Origin of the sequence: Streptomyces sp. NPDC093089 (assembly GCF_044754405.1) — a bacterium.
Classification (GTDB): domain Bacteria; phylum Actinomycetota; class Actinomycetes; order Streptomycetales; family Streptomycetaceae; genus Streptomyces.
Window position 1 is genome coordinate 41,192 of record NZ_JBIVPA010000020.1, and the last position, 13,473, is coordinate 54,664.

General features: G+C 73.6%; 9 protein-coding genes. 2 read left to right on the forward strand and 7 right to left on the reverse strand.

Annotated features, from left to right (window positions below; all coding sequences use genetic code 11):
• Positions 1-28: 28 nt before the first annotated feature.
• From ACIQFX_RS35055 to ACIQFX_RS35080, 6 genes are all read right to left on the reverse strand, one after another.
• Complete coding sequence (locus ACIQFX_RS35055) at positions 29-1,564, reverse strand: RNA polymerase sigma factor (RefSeq protein ID WP_402471696.1); 1,536 nt, start codon at positions 1,562-1,564, stop codon at positions 29-31.
• 376 nt (positions 1,565-1,940) lie between these two features.
• The gene (locus tag ACIQFX_RS35060; protein WP_402471699.1) at positions 1,941-2,828 is read right to left on the reverse strand and encodes a FadR/GntR family transcriptional regulator; all 888 of its coding nucleotides are present in this window, start codon (positions 2,826-2,828) and stop codon (positions 1,941-1,943) included.
• Between the two features lie 160 nt (positions 2,829-2,988).
• On the reverse strand, positions 2,989-4,809 hold the full coding sequence (locus tag ACIQFX_RS35065) for an ATP-binding cassette domain-containing protein (RefSeq protein WP_402471702.1): 1,821 nt from the start codon (positions 4,807-4,809) through the stop codon (positions 2,989-2,991).
• Between the two features lie 122 nt (positions 4,810-4,931).
• Entirely contained in the window at positions 4,932-5,699 is a 768-nt protein-coding gene (locus tag ACIQFX_RS35070; RefSeq protein WP_402471705.1) for an NUDIX domain-containing protein, read from the reverse strand.
• A gap of 109 nt (positions 5,700-5,808) precedes the next feature.
• Positions 5,809-7,926, reverse strand: coding sequence for a glycogen debranching N-terminal domain-containing protein (locus ACIQFX_RS35075; protein WP_402471708.1), 2,118 nt, complete (start codon positions 7,924-7,926; stop codon positions 5,809-5,811).
• A 115-nt stretch (positions 7,927-8,041) separates the two neighbouring features.
• Complete coding sequence (locus tag ACIQFX_RS35080) at positions 8,042-9,457, reverse strand: DUF4192 domain-containing protein (protein WP_402471711.1); 1,416 nt, start codon at positions 9,455-9,457, stop codon at positions 8,042-8,044.
• Between the two features lie 142 nt (positions 9,458-9,599).
• Here ACIQFX_RS35080 and ACIQFX_RS35085 point away from each other — a divergent pair, with 142 nt between their 5' ends.
• Together ACIQFX_RS35085 and ACIQFX_RS35090 are read left to right on the forward strand one after the other, a co-directional pair.
• Positions 9,600-11,783 (forward strand): RecQ family ATP-dependent DNA helicase, encoded by a 2,184-nt coding sequence (locus tag ACIQFX_RS35085; RefSeq protein WP_402471714.1) that lies wholly within the window; start codon positions 9,600-9,602, stop codon positions 11,781-11,783.
• Positions 11,784-12,011: 228 nt separating this feature from the next.
• A complete protein-coding gene (locus tag ACIQFX_RS35090; RefSeq protein ID WP_402471716.1) occupies positions 12,012-12,641 on the forward strand; it encodes a hypothetical protein in 630 nt (209 codons plus the stop codon).
• 188 nt (positions 12,642-12,829) lie between these two features.
• On the opposite strand, the gene ACIQFX_RS35095 is transcribed toward ACIQFX_RS35090, so the two are convergent.
• Positions 12,830-13,408, reverse strand: coding sequence for a hypothetical protein (locus ACIQFX_RS35095; protein ID WP_402471867.1), 579 nt, complete (start codon positions 13,406-13,408; stop codon positions 12,830-12,832).
• Positions 13,409-13,473: the final 65 nt, after the last annotated feature.

A 13,473-nucleotide genomic window follows, 5' to 3' on the forward strand; every position in this document is an offset into this window, starting at 1 on the left:
CCGCGTACCGCTCTGTGCCTCGTACGGATCAGTCGAGGTAGTCGCGCAGCACCTGCGAGCGCGACGGGTGGCGGAGCTTCGACATCGTCTTCGACTCGATCTGGCGGATCCGCTCTCGCGTCACGCCGTAGACCTTGCCGATCTCGTCCAGCGTCTTCGGCTGGCCGTCGGTGAGACCGAAGCGCATCGAGACGACGCCGGCCTCACGCTCGGAGAGCGTGTCGAGGACGGAGTGCAGCTGCTCCTGGAGCAGCGTGAAGCTCACCGCGTCGGCCGGGACGACCGCCTCGGAGTCCTCGATCAGGTCGCCGAACTCGCTGTCGCCGTCCTCACCCAGCGGGGTGTGGAGGGAGATCGGCTCACGGCCGTACTTCTGGACCTCGATGACCTTCTCGGGGGTCATGTCGAGCTCCTTGGCCAGCTCCTCCGGGGTGGGCTCGCGGCCCAGGTCCTGGAGCATCTGACGCTGCACGCGCGCGAGCTTGTTGATGACCTCGACCATGTGCACCGGGATACGGATGGTGCGGGCCTGGTCGGCCATGGCGCGGGTGATCGCCTGACGGATCCACCAGGTGGCGTACGTGGAGAACTTGTAGCCCTTGGTGTAGTCGAACTTCTCGACGGCGCGGATCAGACCGAGGTTGCCCTCCTGGATCAGGTCCAGGAAGAGCATGCCGCGGCCGGTGTAGCGCTTGGCCAGGGAGACCACGAGACGGAGGTTGGCCTCCAGGAGGTGGTTCTTGGCCCGACGGCCGTCCTCGGCGATGATCTCCAGCTCGCGCTTGAGCTTCGGAGCGAGCTTGTCCGAGTTCGCGAGCTTGTCCTCGGCGAACAGGCCGGCCTCGATGCGCTTGGCGAGCTCGACCTCCTGCTCGGCGTTGAGCAGCGGGACCTTGCCGATCTGCTTGAGGTAGTCCTTGACCGGGTCGGCGGTGGCGCCGGCGACGGCGACCTGCTGCGCCGGAGCGTCGTCCTCGTCCTCGTCGGACAGGACGAAGCCCTTGCTCTCGCCCTCGGTCTCCTCTTCCTCACCCTTGCCGGGCGCGACGTCCTCGAGGAGCTCCTCGCCCTCGACGAGCTCGTCGGAGTCCTTCTTGGACGTGGCCTTCTTGGCCGTCGCCTTCTTGGCGACGGTCTTCTTGGCCACCGTCTTCTTGGCGACGGTCTTCTTCGCCGCCGCCTTCGGGGCGGATCCGGCCTCGTCGGACGGGTCGGCACCCTCGGCCGCGGCGGCCGAGACGGTGGTCTTCGTCACGGTCGTCCTGGCGGTGACGGTCTTGGTGGCGGTGCGCTTGGCCGGGCTCTTCGCCGCGACGCTCTTGCGGGCGCGCTTCGGCGACTCCGCTGCACTGACCATCAGCGTCACACCCTCTTCCTCGAGGATCTGATTGAGGCTGCGCAGAACATTCTTCCACTGGGTTGGCGGAATCTGGTCAGCCTCGAAGGCACGACGCACGTCATCGCCGGCGATCTGCCCATCAGCCTTTCCCCGCTCGATGAGCGCCATCACAGACTCGGACTCGGCGATCTCCGGCGGGAGCGTACGGGATGTGCTGGCCGACACGAACAACCTCTCGGAACGATGGAAACGGCTTCCGGCCCCGCTCTGGATCGAGCTGGAGCCGACGACCGTCGACGGGGAATGTGCCGACGGCGCGGGTTGGGCCGGGGAACTGCACAGCGCCTCCACGGGCTGCTGTATTCCTTCCTCGGCTGTCACCTCTTAGGTCATCGCACGGCTCGGAGGAGTGTTACGCCCAATCTTCGTGGCCCGAGTCACACCTCATTTGCGGCGAAACGGCCAGAGTGGTCGATCGGTGCACATTCGTACCGCCGGAACCCTGGCGTCACCCGGGGGACCCTGCCGGGCCCCCGGGTGACGCTCGGATCCGGCGGCACGCACCGCGCACGCCTCAGCACTCCCGGCCACGGCCCGCGGATCAGTGTTCGCGAGGGGCGGGGACGACGCGCTCCACCTCGGGGTGGACCGTCAGCAGCTGCCGCATGGCCGTCTCGGCGCCGTGGGCGTCCCCCGCGGCGAGTGCGTCCACGATACGGCCGTGGTGGGCGAGACAGGCCTCGCTCGGCCGGTCGCAGCCCGTGACGGGGCCGCCGGACACCTGGAGCGCGGCGGAGACGATGCCGGAGAGGTGCTCCAGCATGCGGTTCCCGGCGAGCTGGATGAGGAGGGAGTGGAACTCGGTGTCGGCCCGGGAGAAGGTGATGCCGTCGCCCTGCGCGAACGCGTGACCCATGATCTCGACCATGTCGGCGAGACGCTGCTGCACGTCCTCGCGGCCGTGTCCGGCGGCGAGCCGTGCCGCGAGGGGCTCGATCGTCCAGCGCAGCTCGTTCAGCTCGCGGCGCTGGTCGTCGCGCTGCGGACCGAAGGCGCGCCACTCGATGATGTCGGGGTCGAGCAGGTTCCAGTCGCTGACCGGCCGGACCCGGGTGCCGACGTTCGGGCGGGCGCTGACGAGGCCCTTGGCCTCCAGCACGCGCAGCGACTCGCGGACGACGGTGCGCGAGACCTCGAACCGCTGGCCGATCTCCTCGGGGACGAGCGGACGGTCGGCTCCGAGGTCGCCGGAGACGATCATCTGACCGAGCTGCTGGACGAGCTGTCCGTGCAGCCCGCGCCCCCGGTTGCCCGCGGTCCGGCGACCCACGCGGCCGAGGTCGGTGTCCACCCCCTCCCAGGAGGGCGGGCCCACGCGGCCGGCGGCGGGCGCCTCCGCGTAGGGGTAGCGGTCGAGGTCGCCCGGGGCGCCGAGGGGGGAGTCGACGGGGCGGGCGGCGGTCATCATGGTGTGCGCAAGGGTACTCACGCATCCTTTGTCGGCGTTGCCCCCGTGACCCTTGAGGTCTTTGGTGAAAAGCACACGAAAGGGTGATCGGCGCCCTCTGCGCAATTGACGATCAATCTGACATATGGGGCATATTTCAAGGAAGTTGACGGTGAACCGGAGCCTTTCGGTCCGCAAGTGATCACCAACGGGCCTTCCGCCGAAGACCGGTGAACACGTAGGCGCAGAGCAACCCTGTCAACGTCAGCGAGAGCGCCACCCCTGCGGGTTGCCCGACCACCCGCAGGGCCCCTGCCAGCCAGTGCTCGGCGGCCGGCGACCAGCGCGGGCCGGCGAACTCCCGCAACCGGCCGGGAAGTCCGGCGGCCGACCGCACCGACGGCCCGGTCAGCACCTTCTGCAGCAACGGCACGAAGGCCACCGGTACGGCGAGGACCGCGGCCACGCCTGCCGCCGCGGCCCGGAAGACCCCGGCGCCCAGCAGCCCGGCCCAGGCGCAGCCGATCAGCAGCCCCAGCCAACTCGCGCAGAGAGTGGGCCAGTTCCTCGGTACGGGGATCAACTCGCCGCCGTAGAAAAACCGCAGCGCCCCGAGGTCCGCGAGCACGACGAGCACCCCGAGGACGAGGGCGACGGAGGCCGCCACGACGAGCTTCGCCAGCAGGAGGCCGGGCCTGCGCGGCACCGCACCTCGCCCCGAGGTGAGCGCCGGGTAGCGGTACTCCTCTCCGAAGGAGAAAGCGCCGAGCAGCCCCGCGCCGAGCGCCGCCGGCGGCAGCGGCGAGATCGCCGGCCAGCCGGCCAGGACCGCGGGCAGCGCGGCGCGTCCGCCACGGCCGAGGAGCAGTGCGAGCGTCACCGACACCAGCAGGACGGCCGCCGCCACGAGCGGAGTGCTCGGCACCCCCAGGAGCCGGTGGAGTTCGTACCGCAGCGGCCGCAGCGGCGAGCGGGCCGGCCGCCGGGCGGCGCGCCGTCCGGTCGAGTCGCCGCCTGCCGCGGCGGACCCCGACCCGCCCTCCGGCGACTCGCCGGACCGGCTTCCGGGGACGGCGTTGCGGGATGCGGCGCCCTCGGCGCCCGGTGCGGGCACGAGATCGCCGCGTCGGGGCGCTCGCGGAGCGGCGGGGGCCGCGTCGCCCGTCTCGTCGACGAGCCGGTGGATCGGTACGCCGTGGCGGAAGGCCGTGTCTCCGACGGCGGCACAGTCGCTGCCGTAGACGGACAGGCGATTGCCGGCCTCGGCGACCACCTCGACGGCGCGGCGGGCGGCCCTGGCCTCCTGCGTCACGGCGGCGGCGAGACGCGCGGGGTGCGGGGTGCGGACGGCGACCCGGGGGCGCAGCCGGGTGCGGGCGAACTCGGCCGCTTCCTGGTCGGCGACGAGGCGTCCGCCGTCGAGCGTGACGACCCGGTCGGCGTTGCGGGCGGCGTCCTTGGGGTCGTCCGTGGTGTAGAGCACGGTGCCCCCGTCGGCCGCGTGGGCGCGCAGGAACTCGTACAGCCAGGCGCCGTCGGGCGCCGAGAGGCCGGCACCGGGCTCGTCGAGCAGCAGCGTGTGCGGGGTCCCCAACAGGGCGGATGCGAGGCCCAGTCGGCGGTCCGCGCCGAGCGGCAGGGTGCCGATCCGCCGGCGTTCGAGACCCGCAAGGCCCACGGTCCGCACCAGTTCGTCGGACCTCGACGCGGGCACCCCCGTGGCGGCGCAGAGCATCCGGAGCTGGCCCCGGAGCGTGCGCGAAGGGTGTCCGGGGATGTCGCCGAGGAGTACGCCGACCTCGCGGGGAGGGTGGGCGATGCGGTGCAGCGGCCGACCGCGGAAGTAGGTGATCCCGCGGCCCGGCTCGAGTTCGAGCATGAGCCGGAGGGTGGTGGTCTTGCCGGAGCCCGGGGGGCCGAGGAGGGCGGTCACGGCACCCGGCCGGGCCTCGAAGGTCAGATCGTCCACGGCGGGCGGGCGATCGCGGCGGGGCGTGCTGGTCAGTCCGATTGCCTGGAGCATCGCTTCTCTCGCGGTAGGTGACACCGCTCCGCGGCAGGGCGGCGCTTCCGCAGCAAGATAACGCTACATTTCGGACTTTCCGCGCAGGGATGGCACTCCGAAGGGCGGGATGTCCGGGCCCGTCAGACCTCGGGTCGCAGCATCGGCGGGTTGAGAAGGGTCGCCCCACCTGCCCTGAAGAGCTGGGCGGGACGCCCGCCCTGACGGGTCGTGGTGCCACCGGCCGGGACCAGGAAGCCGGGCGTGCCGGTCACCTTGCGGTGGAAGTTGCGCGGGTCGAGGGCCACGCCCCAGACGGCCTCGTACACGCGGCGCAGCTCTCCGACGGTGAACTCCGGCGGACAGAAGGCGGTGGCCAGGGAGGAGTACTCGATCTTGGAACGGGCGCGCTCCACCCCGTCGGAGAGGATCCGGGCGTGGTCGAAGGCGAGCGTGCCGCCCTCCTCGCCGCCTCCGGCCGCCGCGTCCTCGCCGAGCAGTTCCTCGACCGGAGCCCAGCGGGCGCTGTTCGCGTCCCCGCCCGCCCGCGGCGCCGGGAGGTCCGGGGCCAGGGCGAGGTGCGCGACGCTGACCACCCGCATGCGCGGGTCGCGGTCGGGCGCCCCGTAGGTCGCCAGCTGCTCCAGGTGCGCACCGTTGCTCGGCACCGGCGGCGGGGCCGCCGGATCGTGGGCGCAGAGGCCGGTCTCCTCGACGAGCTCACGCGCGGCCGCGGCCCCGAGGTCCTCCTCGGCGCGGACGAAACCGCCGGGGAGCGCCCAGCGGCCCCGGTACGGCGACTCCCCCCGCCGTACGACCAGGGTGCAGAGCGCATGGCGGCGCACGGTCAGCACGACCAGATCGACGGTGACGGCGAAAGGCGGGAAGGCCGACGGGTCGTAGGGAGGCATGCCGCGATCATAGTCGTCTTCCTGACGATAAACACTCCTCGCGGAAGCATCGAGGACGACTTCCTCCCCCTGCCGCGAAGCTTCCCGCGTGTCTGCGCCCGGCATCTCGTCACACCCCCAGTTGAAGGCCCTCTGCGGCCTCCTCGACCATACCGAGACCGAGCCTGCCGACCCGCACGGCGAAGGGCTCGCCCGCGACCACGAGCCCCGAGAACCGGACCGCTCCGAGCGGGGCCGAGGGCAGCGGGTGCACCGACACGGACCCGCCCGGCACGTCGGGCCGGATTCCGGCCAGGGCGAGGAGCGAATGGAGCGCTCCGGCGGCCGCGACGGCCGCCGGTCTGCACGCAGCCGGGTGGGGCACCGGGCGCCCGCCGGCCGTCCGCTGCTCCCCCGCGTACATCTCGGGGAGGCGATGGGCGAAGGACTCCGCCGCGTCGAGCAGCCCGCGCAGCAGGGAGGCCGCCTCCCGCTCGTGGCCGGCGGCGGCGAGACCGGCCACGGCGACCGCCGTCTCGTGCACCCGGACGGCACCGGCGCGATGGCCGAAGGGATTGTGCCCGGGCTCCTTGGCGCCGAGGCTGCGCAGTCCCCAGCCGGAGTCGAGGACCGGGGCTCCGAGCAGTCTCGCCACCTGCCCGGTCTCCGTACTGTCGAGCAGCCCCGGCGCGTGGCGGCCGCCGCCCAGCAGCCCGGTGTCGAGCAGATGGGCGGCCCAGCCGCCCATCTCGGGCCGGTTGCGGCCGTCAGGCGTCCGGGCGACCGCGGGGCGGCCCCCGGCCCGGTCCTCGATCCAGAACTCCCGCCGGAACCGCTCGCGCAGCATCCCCGCCCCGTCGCGGAGCGCGTCTCCCCCGGGCCTCCCGCAGCCGTCGAGCAGGTCGGCGCCGAGCAGCGCCGCGCGGTGCGCGTGCGCCTGGGTCTCGGCCCGCCACGGCCCGGCGGGCCCCGGGTCCGGCACGAAACCGGTAGCGGCGAAGACCCGGCGCAGCCAGCCGAGGCACCGCTCCGCCACGGGAAGCAGCTCGTCGAGATCCGCCGAAGGCAGCCCCCAGCGGCGGGCCTCCGCGAGCACGACGGGGAAGGCGAGGGTGGCCTCGACGCCGGTGCAGCGGGGCGGGAGGTACGGGCCCGCGTCCCTGAGGGGCCCGGGGATCCGCCCGGACCCGGGCCCTGTTCCCGAGAGCTGGGTACGGCCGAGGGCGCGCAGGGTGGTGGCGGCGAGCCGGGTGCCGAGGGGCAGGGCCATCCGGGCCGCCCAGAGCGCCTCGGCGGTGACCGGTCCGCATCGCCAGGGGACACCGGCGGCGAGGTGGACATCCGCGGGGTGCGCCGGGTCGCGTTGGAGGAGCGCCCGGAGGTCCTCGACGGAGCGGCGCAGCAGTTCGGCGGGGCGGGGGTCGTCGCCTTCGGCGCGGGCTTCGGAGAGCAGGTGGCCACCGAGCCGTCCGGCGCCCGCTCCCGAGGGAGCGCCGGGTCGGGTGGCCGCTTCGCCCCGGACCCGCAGCTGGACCGTGAAGGCGGCTCCGGGGGCCAGCTCGGCCTCCCAGCGGAGCACGCCGGCCGCGGCCAGGGAATCCATCGGCGGCGGGTCGGCCGTGACGGCGACGGATCGGCCGTCGCTGCCGGTCCAGCGGAGTCCGGTGCCGTGGACGCTGGCGGTGAGTTCGGGTCCCGGCCTGCCCGACGCCACCGCGCCCAGGTCCGCGAGATCCGTGCCCAGAGCGATCTCGACGGGGAGCCGGAGGGCGCGGGGGGCGGAGCTGCGCAGGGTGATCCGCTCGGTTCCGTCGGCGCTCCGTGTGCGTTCCACGGCGAGGCCCGGGTCGGGTCCCAGATCCCCCGGCACCCGTAGGACGCCGAGGAAGACTGCCCGGTCCGCGGCCGCCATGCGTCCCTGGAGGGCGACGGGTTCACGGCCCGCCACCCGGAGGACGCATCGGGAGAGGAGTCTTCTCCCCGCCGTGTAGACGCCTTCGGGCCCGTCGCCGGTGAGTTGGCCGTGCTCGGCGCAGACGGCGAAGGCGGGCAGGGCGACGCAGAGGAGGGCGCCGTGCACCGAGGGGAGCTCCATGGGGCGGGCCGCGCGCGGGAGCGCGATGCCCGCACCGGACGTGTGTCCGGAGGGGTACCCGGGCGGATGTCCGATCGGGTGCGGGGACGGGGAGGGGTGGCCGCTCTGGGGGCCGGTGGGTCGGCCGGGGGCCGGGACGGGTCTGGAAGCCATGGCGGGTAGGAAGTGCTCTCTGTGCGAACCGGGCGGCCGGCGAGGTGTCGGCGGCACGGTTCGGACGACTCCGCCACAGAGCTGAACGCGCTCGCGGGCGGCCGGGTCACGGTCGTCATCGGCCGCTCCTGGTGCCGCGCTGCCCGTCGTACCGGGGCGCCCTGTTCACGGGCTTCCCCGTGGCGCGTCCGCCGGGTCGGACCCCGGCGGCCGGCCCGCGCTCCCGCACGGTGGTCCGTCCGGGCTTCCTGAGGGTCTGCCGGGTGCCCTGCGGGCGCGTGGCACGGGCCCTGACCCGGCGGGAGGACGCCGTATCGGCCTGCTCCGCCGCGACCCGGGTGTCCCGCTCGGCCCTGAGGCACGAGCGCAGGGATTCAGGGTCGAGTCCTTCGTTGCAGGCCTGGTGCAGCAGCCGGGCGAAGACGTACTCCGGGTCGGCGTCGAGCGCGAGCCCGAGGGCGACGCGGGCGGTCGGCTCGTCTCCGGTGGACCAGGCCGTCCACCCCGCGAGGCTGAGGGGTGCGGCGGCGTGTTCCTGGTACGGGGTGACGCAGCGTCGGGCCAGCACGCGCCAGAGGCGCAGGGCGGCGGTGCCCTCCCAGCCCTCCATCCATTCGGCGGCGCGGTCCCGGGTGACGCGGTCCTGGAGGCCGAGGATCAGCGCGGCCGCCTCGTCGGCCCCGATCAGGGCGTCGTCCGCCGCGTCCGCCTCCGCCGTCGTACCGGCCGACCTGGTCGACCGCGCCGGGCGCGCGGCCCCGGCCGGGCCGCCGGGAGGCGCCGGGTTCTTCCGGTGGGCGAACCGGAGCATGGACTCGCGGGCCAGCCGCAGGGTCGTCTCGCGGACCTCTTCGCGCCCCTTCCCTTCGGCGCCTTCGAGGATCCGCGGCACGATCGCGGCCGCGGCGGAGTCGAGGGCGGCGCGCTGCTGCTCGTCCCCGGGCTTCCCGGAGGGCTTCAGCCGTGCCTCCATGTCCCTGAGGGATCCGCGCAGCTGGACTCCCGCGTACGCGGCCGTCGCGGCCATCACCGAGGTGCCGGTGAGGGCGAGCGGGGTGCCGTCCGGCGGGCAGCACCGGGCGTCGGGGCAGCAGTAGGAGAAGTAGAGGCCGTCGGAGATGCACAGGGCCTCGTAGACGGGGATGTCGAGGGCGCCGCAGGCGGTGCGGAGCCGCTGCGCGAAGGGCCGCAGCCGCTCCATGACCACCCGGGCCGTCTCGCCCGGCGCGGGGTCCTGGCAGAGGAAGACCACGATGCCGTCCGGTCGGGTGCCGTGGCGGCTGCCTCCTTCGACGAGGCATTCGGCGAGGTGGTCGGCGGTGCTCGCCCATTCGCGGGGCGAGCGGGGGATGCCCAGCCTGACCCGGCCGCCGAAGCGGCCGTGCTCGCCGTGGAGGGCGGCGAGGACGACGGAGTCGGTGGGGTGGAATCCCAGCATGAACGGGAGGGCGTCGGCCAGTTCCGCCGGGCCGCGCAGGGTGATCTGCTGGGTACGGGAGGGTCCGCTGGTTTCGTGGTGATTCGCGTTCATGGTCAGGACGGTCTCGTGATCTCCCGAATTCCGAAACCCCTGTGGATAACTCCCGAAACGGGGCATCCGAAGACCCTGCGAGTTGTCCACAGGTTCGGACGCTCATTCGCGCGATGTCCGAGGCATCGGGTTGCATGGAGGCATGACCCACGCAGACCCCCTGGAAGACCGCGCCGCCCTCAGGACCGCCGCCGACACCGTGCTCGCCCGTCTCGTCTCGGACCCGACGGGCAAGGCGAGACTGCGCGAGGACCAGTGGCGGGCGATCGAGGCGCTGGTCGCCGACCGGCGCCGGGCCCTGGTGGTGCAGCGGACCGGCTGGGGCAAGTCCGCCGTGTACTTCGTGGCGACCTCGCTGCTGCGTGAGCGCGGCAGCGGCCCGACCGTGATCGTCTCGCCGCTGCTGGCGCTGATGCGCAACCAGGTGGAGGCGGCCGCCCGAGCGGGCATCCGCGCCCGGACGATCAACTCGTCGAACACGGAGGAGTGGGAGACCGTCCAGCAGGAGGTGGCCGCCGGCGAGGTGGACGTGCTCCTGGTGAGCCCCGAGCGGCTCAACAACCCCGACTTCCGCGACCAGGTGCTCCCCCGCCTCTCGGCCGCCACCGGGCTGCTCGTGGTCGACGAGGCGCACTGCATCTCGGACTGGGGGCACGACTTCCGGCCCGACTACCGCAGGCTGCGCACCATGCTGGCCGACCTGCCGGCCGGGGTTCCGGTGCTCGCCACGACGGCGACGGCGAACGCACGGGTGACGGCGGACGTGGCCGAGCAGCTCGGCACCGGTGCGGGCACGGACGCACTGGTGCTGCGCGGGCCGCTGGACCGGGAGAGCCTGAGCCTGGGCGTCGTGAGACTGCCCGACGCCGCCCACCGGCTGGCCTGGCTAGCCGACCACCTCGGCGAGCTCCCCGGCTCCGGGATCATCTACACGCTGACGGTCGCCGCCGCCGACGAGGTCACGGCCTACCTTCGGCAGTGCGGGCACACCGTCTCCTCGTACACGGGCCGGACGGAGAACGCCGACCGGCAGCAGGCGGAGGACGATCTGCAGGCCAACCGGGTCAAGGCCCTGGTGGCGACCTCGGCCCTCGGCATGGGGTTCGACAAGCCGGACCTGGGATTCGTGGTGCACCTCGGGTCGCCCTCCTCCCCGATCGCGTACTACCAGCAGGTCGGCCGGGCCGGCCGAGGGGTGGAGCACGCGGAGGTGCTGCTGCTGCCCGGGCAGGAGGACGAGGCGATCTGGCGCTACTTCGCCTCGGTGGCGTTTCCGCCCGAGGAGCAGGTGCGGCGCACGATCGACGTGCTCGCGCAGGCCGGCCGCCCCCTCTCCCTGCCCGCCCTGGAGCCGCTTGTCGAGCTCCGCAGGACCCGCCTGGAGACGATGCTCAAGGTCCTCGACGTGGACGGCGCGGTGCATCGGGTGAAGGGCGGCTGGGAGAGCACGGGCCGCCCGTGGGCGTACGACGCGGAGCGGTACGCCTGGGTGGCGCGGCAGCGGGAGGCCGAGCAGCAGGCGATGCGCGACTACGCGTCGTCGACGGGCTGCCGGATGGAGTTCCTCCGTCGGCAGTTGGACGACGAGGAGGCCGCTCCGTGCGGTCGTTGCGACAACTGCGCGGGGAGCCGCTTCGACCCCAAGGTGTCGGATGCGGCACTGGACGCGGCCAAGGGCGAACTGGGGCGGCCCGGCGTGGAGGTCGAGCCCCGGAAGATGTGGCCGACGGGGCTCGCCGCGGTCGGGGTCGACCTGAAGGGCCGTATTCCGGCCGGAGAGCAGTCGTTCGGAGGCCGGGCCCTGGGGCGGCTCTCGGACATCGGCTGGGGGAACCGGCTGCGTCCGCTGCTGGCCGACGGCACGCACGACGGGCCGGTCCCCGACGACGTCGTGCAGGCCGTGGTGCAGGTGCTCGCCGACTGGGCGAAGGGACCGGGCGGTTGGGCTTCCGGGGCGCCGGACGCACCGGCCCGGCCGGCCGGAGTGGTCACCGTGGCCTCCCACCGCAAGCCGAGGCTGGTGGGCTCGCTCGGGGAGCGAATCGCCCAGATCGGCAGAATGCCGTTCCTCGGGGTCGTGGAGTACGCCCCGGAGGCCGAGGGACTGCGACTCTCCCGCACCAACAGCGCCCAGCGGGTGGTCGGTCTGCAGCGGACGCTGACCGTCCCCGCCGAACTCGCGGGGCGACTGGCCGACGCCGGGGGTCCGATCCTGCTTGTTGACGATCTGTCGGATACCGGCTGGACGCTGGCGGTGGCGGCGCGGCTGCTGCGGCGGGCCGGGGCGGAAGGAGTGTTTCCGTTGGTGCTCGCCGTCCAAGGGTGAAACAGGAGGGGAAACGGGGAGTGAACAATGGGCAACTGGGCAGGGATATGAGAGGCATACCGACGCATTCCCGTCAGCGGCCTCAATTGCTCATTGCCGCTCGCGCACGGGCCCGCAAGAATTGGGAAACCGCCCCACTCGACCCATCAGCGGTCCGGAAGGACTGTGCTGTGGTGCGCCCTCACCCGACCTTGCCCGCCTAGCGGGCGCGTATCCGAAGGGAGGCCCGTGACCCTCGGATTCGCTCCGCCCACAGCCACCTCGCTCAGATCGTCGTCCGAGTCCGCCAGCCGCCTCGCTCGGATGCTCGAACCCGCCGAGTGGGCTGCGGCCGGAATCCCCCTGCTGCGCAATCCGCGTGAGGTCGTCAGCGGCCTCCACTCACGTCACACGCCCACGCCCGCCACGGCGGTCCTGGCGATCCTCGACCACGAGGAGCGCCTCGCCGCCAGCGCCTCCTTCGTTCGTCGCCCCGCCCCCGCGGACGGCTGGGAGTTCCGCAACGCGCTCCTCGCGCATCTGCGCCGTGTCATCCCGCACGACCTCCGGAGGCGCGCCCCGGTCAGGACCGCGGTGCTGCTGTACTGCCGCGAGGGTGACGAGCGATGGACGGAGGAGGACGGGGCCTGGATGTGGGGGCTCCGGGACGCCTGCACCCTGCACGGGCTCCGCTGCGGGGCGTACATCACGCTGACCCGGGGTGGCTGGCAGGTGCTCGGCGAGGGCCGCGGAGGCCGTCGACCGAGCTCCGACTCGCCTCCCCTGCCGCTCGGCGACGAGCCGGTCGAACTGGGCCGGCTCGCACCGCGAACGGCGAGCGGTGCGACGGAACCACTGCGCCGGGTCGCCGCGCGCTGATCACGCGTACGGCACTCCACGGCAGCCTTCGCCCGACCTGAGCAGACCAGAGCGGACCGGAACAGCCCGGCGCGGACCGGAACAGCCCGGAGCGGAGTAGCCCGGACCGGAGCGGAGTAGCCCGGACCGGAGCGGTGCGGACCGAGTCGACCGGTCCGCACCGCTCCGCACCGGCGAAGGGGTGTCGCTCAGACGCCGGCGCCCGCTCCGAGGAGCGAGGTGACGCGCTGCGGGTCGCCGCAGACGACGAGCAGCACGCCCGCGCGGGCCATCGCCGACGGCAGGGCCCGGGCGACCGTCTCGTCGTCGCCGCCGTTGAGGGCGACGATCACCACGGGTCGGGCGTTCGCCCGCTCTGCGGCGGAGGCGTCCGCGAAGAACACGTCGTCGCCGGTGTCCTGCTGGGCCCAGTAGGCGACCTCGCCGAAGGACAGCTCGTGCGCCGCCCACGGGTGCTGGTCGCCGGTGGTCAGCACCAGGACGTCGCCGGGTGCCCGGCCGCTCTCGAGCAGCAGGTCGAGGGCTTCCTCGGCGGCGTCGAGCGCGCCGTCGAGGGGGGCCGGGATCAGCTGGAGCTGCGGCGTGGATCGCTGGTCGGAACGATTCTCCGACCGCTTGGCCGGAGGGCCGGGGCGCGGTGCCGGCGCCGCGGGCCCGGCCGGACCGGGACCAGGGCGTCCGGGACGCGGGGTGGCCGCGGAACGCGGGCCGGGTACGGGACGGGGGGTCGACGCGGTGGCGCGGGGACCCTGGGCGCTCTCGTGAATCTGAGGCTCCTCGGGAGGGAGGGTGGATGGAGGTCGAACACCGCTGCGCGGAGCACCGGCGGGTG

Bases quoted from the DNA above. Each gene is read 5' to 3' on its own strand.
- ACIQFX_RS35085 (WP_402471714.1), top strand. From the start codon at position 9,600: ATGACCCACGCAGACCCCCTGGAAGACCGCGCCGCCCTCAGGACCGCC.
- ACIQFX_RS35075 (WP_402471708.1), bottom strand. From the start codon at position 7,926: ATGGCTTCCAGACCCGTCCCGGCCCCCGGCCGACCCACCGGCCCCCAG.
- ACIQFX_RS35065 (WP_402471702.1), bottom strand. From the start codon at position 4,809: ATGCTCCAGGCAATCGGACTGACCAGCACGCCCCGCCGCGATCGCCCG.
- ACIQFX_RS35070 (WP_402471705.1), bottom strand. From the start codon at position 5,699: ATGCCTCCCTACGACCCGTCGGCCTTCCCGCCTTTCGCCGTCACCGTC.
- ACIQFX_RS35080 (WP_402471711.1), bottom strand. From the start codon at position 9,457: ATGAACGCGAATCACCACGAAACCAGCGGACCCTCCCGTACCCAGCAG.